Consider the following 5,896-nt stretch of genomic DNA (forward strand, 5'->3'; position numbering starts at 1 on the left):
ACGGACTATGCGGCACCTGGCATATCTGGAAGCCGATATTGCCGCTGCTGGAGAAGCACCATCGAATCATCGCGCCGACCTTGCCCGGGCATCCGGGTGGCCCGGCGATTCCCGAAGGCGTCACGCCCACCGTCGATGTGCTCGCCGATCTGCTGATCGCCGATCTCAAGGCACGCGGTATCGAGCACGCCCACGTCGCCGGCAATTCCCTGGGTGGCTGGCTGTCGTTGGAACTGGCACGGCGCGGTTTTGCGACGTCGGTTACCGCCTTGTCTCCTGCTGGCGGCTGGGCAACCCAGGACGACTACAAGGCAATCGCCAAATTGTTCCGCATCATCTTCGCGATCTTGCCGATCCTGATCTTCCTGACCGCGCTGTTCCTGCGTTTTGCCTGGCTGCGCCGGATGCTGAACAAGCAGGCCATGGAGCGCGGCGATCTCCTTTCGGCCGAGGAAAGCAGCCGGGCGATGAAATCGATGCGCGACACGACGATGCTGCCGGCGCTGCTGGTCAGCATGAGCCAGCGCGGCGGCATTGCGCCGTTCAAGGTCAACCCGCCGCTGGTACGCATCGCCTGGTGCGAGCTCGACAAGGTCATTCCGTTCGCGCGCTACGGCAAGCCGCTACAGACCTTGGTGCAGGGCTCGGAAAGCCTGTTCCTGCCCGGCTGCGGCCACGTGCCGATGTATGACAATCCTGAACTGGTGACGTCGGTGATTCTCGCCACCACCGCGCGTGTCGATACGCCGGCCGCAGGAAGTGTCGCAACATGAATCTGATGACCCTCAACCCGGTGGTCGCCGCGACCCTGATCCAGCGCCGTCAGGTGGCCCGGCAGGTCTCGCGCAGCGAACGCTTCGTCGATCAGATCGCCAAGCTTGCCGCACAGCTGAAGTTGCCGGTCGACAAGGTCGCCGCCGAAGCGCTGAAAGGCCTCGAAGAGATCGTCACCGTGCAAAGCCCGGCGTTCGCGGCGATATTCGATTACGGCCTTGGCCCGCTGCACACGCGGGCCTGGACGGTCGATGCCGATCTCGACGCGCTGGCCAAGCTCAAGCAGCTCAACGAGACCAATGCGCTGGTCTATCTGCCGACCCATCGCTCCTACGCCGATGCCTTCATCCTGTCGCGCCTGCTGCGCGACAACGGCCTGAAGCGCAACCACATCCTCGGCGGCAACAACCTCGGCTTCTGGCCGCTCGGCACGATCATCCGCCGCTCCGGCGGCATCCTGATCCGGCGCAGCTTCCAGGACGACGAAATCTACAAGCTGGTGGTCCGCGAGTACCTCGCCTGGCTGGCGTCGCAGCGCAAGAACCTCGAGTGGTACATGGAAGGCGGGCGCAGCCGCACCGGCAAGCTCCGGCCGCCGAAGTACGGCCTGCTGAGCTATCTGGTGTCGGCGATCGAAAGCGGCGGTGCCGACGACATGCTGCTGGTGCCGGTGTCGACCACTTACGACCAGATGCACGAAGTCGGCCGCATGGCTGCCGAGGAAGCGGGTGCCGCCAAGGCCAAGGAAAATCTGCTCTGGCTGGCCGGCTATGCCCGCACGCAGCAGAAGCTGATCGGTAGCGCTTACGTGCGTTTCGGCGAGCCCTTGAGCTTGAAGGAAGCACTGGCGCGCGCCGATGCCGATGGCTCCGGCAAGTGGACGGTCGCCAAGATCGCCTTCGAAGTGTTCCAGCGCATCAACCGGGTCACGCCGGTCACCGCACCGGCGCTGGTCACCCTGGCGCTGCTTGGCGTGCGCGATCGCGCGCTGACCCTGGCCGAAGTGCACGAGCTGGTGCTGCCGCTGCTCGACTACGCCGATGCCCGCGGCCTGCCGAGTTCTCATCTCGACGAGCTGCGCAGTGCCGAAGGCATCGAGCAGACCTTGGCGACGCTCAAGGATAGCGGTGTGGTCAGCCGCTATGACGCCGGCACCGAAGTGGTGTTCGCGATCGAGCCTGGCCAGCATTCGGTGGCCGCGTTTTATCGCAACAGCGCGGTGCACTGGTTCATCAATCGGGCGATTCTCGAAGTGGCGCTGCTCGACACCAGCCAGGATGAACTCACCGGCCCGCTGGAGCGCGCCTGGCAATCGGCGTTCGCGCTGCGCGATCTGCTGAAGTTCGATTTCTTCTTCAGCGACAAGGCCACCTATCGCGAGGAACAGAAAGCCGAATCGCGAATGTTCGACGTCAAGTTCCGGCAGAAGGCGGTCACTGTCGAGGGCCGGCGCGGCATCCTGCTGAACGCTTCGTTCTTGATTGCCCATCGGGTGCTGACGCCGTTCATCGAAGCCTATTTCATCGTTGCCGATCGTCTCGCCGCGCAGCCGGTGGACGCCAAGATCGACAAGAAGAAGCTGACCGAGGAATGCGTCAGCGTCGGCCGCCAGTACGTCATGCAGAAGCGCTTGAGCAGCCCCGAATGCGTGTCGCGCGAAGTGTTTGCCAATGCGCTGTCGCTGGCGGCGAATCGCGATCTGCTGAAGCCGGGCGCGCCGGATCTCGCCCAGCGTCGTCGGGATTTCGCCGACGAGCTGGCCTCGGTCGTGCAACGCCTCGCGGCGATCGAACAGCTGGATGTGGCACGCCGTGCCCCAGCGCCGGAACTCGCCGCTGAACTCCAGGAATCCGCTTCCGCATGACCGCACTCGAGCAGCAATTGCAGCGCATCGCCGATGGTCCCTCGGGGCCGAAGATCGGTGCTTTCTTCGATTACGACGGCACCTTGATCGACGGCTATTCGGCGGCGGCCTATTTCACCGATCGCATCAAGCGCGGTGACATGGGCGCCAAGGAGCTGATCGAGACCGTGAAGATGGCCCGCAAGGGCGATCTCAGCGATGCCGAGTTCAACGACATCATCGGCAAGGGCATTCTCGACTGGGCCGGCCAGACCGAAGCCGAGATGCGCGCGCTCTGGCAGCGGCTGTGGCTGGCGAAGACGGCGACGACCCTGTTCCCGGAGTCCTGGAAACTGGTCGACGCCCATCAGAAGAAAGGCCACACGGTGGCCATCGCTTCGTCGGCGACGCTGTATCAGATCGAGCCGCTGGCGCGCGAGTACGGCATCGAACACATCGTCTGCACGCGGGCAATGATCCGCAACGGCCGGCTCACGGGTGGCGTCGAAGGTTCGCCGGCCTGGGGCGATGGCAAGGCTGCTGGCGTTCGGGCGTTTGCGAAAGCCAATGGCGTCAACCTGAAAGCGAGCTATGGCTACGCCAACGGCAACGAGGACATCGCGTTTCTGAAAGCGGTCGGCAAGCCCAGTGCGGTTCAGCCGAAGCCGGAGCTGGAAAAGGTCGCCATCGACGGCGGCTGGCCGGTGCTGCGCTTTCCGCGCCGCAGCCGTGGCCCCGCGGAAGCGGTGGCGCGCACCGTCGGTGCCTACGCCGCGATGGGCGCCAGCTTCGTCGCCGGACTGGGGCTGGAAAAGCTCACCGGTGATACCCGCCGCGCCGCCGATTTCATCACCGCCACGGCGGGGGATGCCGCATTCGCCGTGCTCGGCGTCAAGGTCGATCTGGTCGGCGCAGAAAACCTGCACAAGTATCGGCCCTGCGTGTTCATCCTCAATCATCAGAGCAAGTTCGATCTGTTCCTGATGATGAAGCTGGTGCGCGGCAAATTCAGCGGTGTGGCCAAGGCCGAAGCGGCGAACGTGCCGGGCTTCGGCCGCTATATGAAGATGACCGATATCGCTTTCCTCGATCGCGCCAATTCGCAGAAGTCGATCGATGCACTGAAGCCCGCCGTCGACCGCCTGAAGGCCGGCCTGAGCATCTGCATCGCACCGGAAGGCACGCGCTCCTGGACGCCGAAGCTCGGCAAGTTCAAGAAGGGCGCCTTCCACATGGCGATGCAGGCCGGCGTGCCGATCGTGCCGGTGGTGATCCGCAACGCCGGCGAGATCATGGGCCGCAACGATCAGACGATGCGCGCCGGCACCTTGCAGGTGACCGTGCTGCCGGGCATCGATGTCTCGAAATGGAAGCTTGAAGAGCTGAACGAACGGATCGCCGAAGTGCAGCAGCAGTACGTCGACACGATGAACCACTGGCCGACTTCCGAAGGGCAGGCAGCATGAGCCGGAAGATCCGCATTGCCGTGCTCGGTGCCGGCTCCTGGGGCACCACCGTCGCGTCGCTGGCTTCGCGCAACACCCAGACCACGATCTGGGCGCGCAAAAGCGACACTGCCGACGAGATCAATCGCGAGCATCGCAACTCTGCTTATCTGAAGGGTCTGCCGTTGTGCTCGCGGCTGCTCGCGACCTCGTCGCTGCATGAAGCGGTGCATGACTGCGACGTGCTGGTGGTCGGCGTGCCCTCGCACAGCTTCCGTGACAGCTTGCGCGCGGTGGCGCCGCTGCTGCGGCCCTGGGTGCCGGTGATCAGCCTCGCCAAGGGCCTGGAGCAGGGCAGCCACATGCGGATGACCGAGGTCATCAATCAGGAACTGCCCGGCCATCCGGCCGGCTTGCTGGCCGGCCCGAACATCGCCCGCGAAGTGCTGCAGGGCATGGCCGCTGCGGCGGTGCTGGCGATGGCCGACGAACAGGTGGCGCGCGCGCTGCAGCCGCTGTTCTCCAGCGCTGTGTTTCGCGTCTACACCAACAGCGATGTCATCGGCTGCGAACTTGGCGGGCCGCTGAAGAACGTCATCGCCATTTCCGCCGGCATGGCCGAAGGGCTTTCGGTTGGCGAGAACACCCGGGCGATGGTCATCACCCGCGGCCTTGCCGAGATCACCCGGCTCGGTGTCGCGCTCGGTGGCTTGGCGGAAACCTTCTCCGGCCTGACCGGCCTCGGCGATCTATTGACCACCTGCATGAGTCCGCTGTCGCGCAATCGCCAGGTCGGCGAGCAGTTCGCGAAGGGCCGCACGACGGCGGAAATCGTTGCTTCGATGAACATGGTCGCCGAAGGCATCAAGACCTCCAGCGTGGTCATGGAGCTGGCGGCGCAATACGGCGTGGTGATGCCGATCGCCGCCGAAGTGGCCGCCGTGGTCAAGGGCGAGCATGGCGCCGTGCAGGCCTTCCGCGGCCTGCGCCGGCTGGCCGCCGGTGCTGAAAACAGCGCCGGCTGATCCGCGCAGCCTCTCGCAGCAAACACGAACACAGGGATACCCGCGACATGAGCAAGCCGGACAACATCGACAACGCAGTGCTCGACGAGCTGCGCGCCTGGGGCGGCCCCAACGAGATGAGTGCCTTCGAGGCGGTGATGTGGCTCGCCGAAGTCGATCCGCGCCTGCGCTCGACGATCGTCTCGGTGATGGAACTCGACCGCGTGCCCGACTGGGAGCGCTTCAAGGCTGATCACCGCTGGCTGGTCAACGCCGTGCCGCGCTTCCGCCAGAAGGTGGTGGTGCCGAAAGGCGTCGGCAATCCGGTCTGGGTCGAGGACCCGGATTTCGATCTCGATTACCACCTGCGCCGCACGCGGCTGCCGGAGCCGGGCAGCGATCGGCAGATGTTCGATGCCGGCGCCTTGATCGCGATGGCGCCTTTCGATCGCGCCCGCGCGCCCTGGGAAGCGACCTTGATCGAAGGCCTGTCCGGCGGCCGTGCTGCCTATGTGTTGAAGATGCACCACGCGACCACCGACGGCCTCGGCATCGTCCAGCTGATGAGCCGCGTGTTCAGCCGCGATCGCGATGCCGATCAGCGTCCGGAGCCGGCCCCGGTCTACGCGCGCCGCCGTGCGGCGACAGCGGCCAATCTCGGCTTCAAGGCGCTGCGCAAGCAGTTGATCTCGCTGCCGCGCCGCGCCGTCGAAAGTGCCGGCCAGCTTGGCCGCCAGACTGCGGCCTGGATCAAGTATCCGGAAGACGCGCAGACGACGATGGACTATCTGAGTTCGGCGAAGCGGATGCTCGGCATCAAGCCGGTGGCC

Annotated in this window: 5 protein-coding genes; all 5 read left to right on the forward strand. The window is 65.2% G+C overall.

The features are described 5' to 3' along the window. Window positions 1–773: alpha/beta fold hydrolase (locus Q0D45_RS20335; protein WP_293397393.1), on the forward strand; the 773-nt coding region annotated here is incomplete at its 5' end. Next, the gene (locus Q0D45_RS20340; RefSeq protein WP_293397396.1) at window positions 770–2,638 is read left to right on the forward strand and encodes a 1-acyl-sn-glycerol-3-phosphate acyltransferase; all 1,869 of its coding nucleotides are present in this window, start codon (window positions 770–772) and stop codon (window positions 2,636–2,638) included. The genes Q0D45_RS20335 and Q0D45_RS20340, both read left to right, overlap by 4 nt. After that, window positions 2,635–4,083 (forward strand): HAD-IB family hydrolase, encoded by a 1,449-nt coding sequence (locus Q0D45_RS20345; RefSeq protein WP_293397399.1) that lies wholly within the window; start codon window positions 2,635–2,637, stop codon window positions 4,081–4,083. The genes Q0D45_RS20340 and Q0D45_RS20345 overlap by 4 nt, the downstream gene beginning before the upstream one ends. After that, window positions 4,080–5,087 carry an NAD(P)H-dependent glycerol-3-phosphate dehydrogenase gene (locus Q0D45_RS20350; protein ID WP_293397402.1) on the forward strand — a complete coding sequence of 336 codons (1,008 nt, stop codon included), beginning with the start codon at window positions 4,080–4,082 and terminating at the stop codon, window positions 5,085–5,087. The genes Q0D45_RS20345 and Q0D45_RS20350 overlap by 4 nt, the downstream gene beginning before the upstream one ends. A 47-nt stretch (window positions 5,088–5,134) precedes the next feature. Further along, the coding region (locus Q0D45_RS20355; protein ID WP_293397405.1) for a wax ester/triacylglycerol synthase domain-containing protein at window positions 5,135–5,896 on the forward strand (762 nt) is incomplete at its 3' end.

Source organism: Nevskia sp., assembly GCF_023266035.1.
Classification (GTDB): Bacteria; Pseudomonadota; Gammaproteobacteria; order Nevskiales; family Nevskiaceae; genus Nevskia.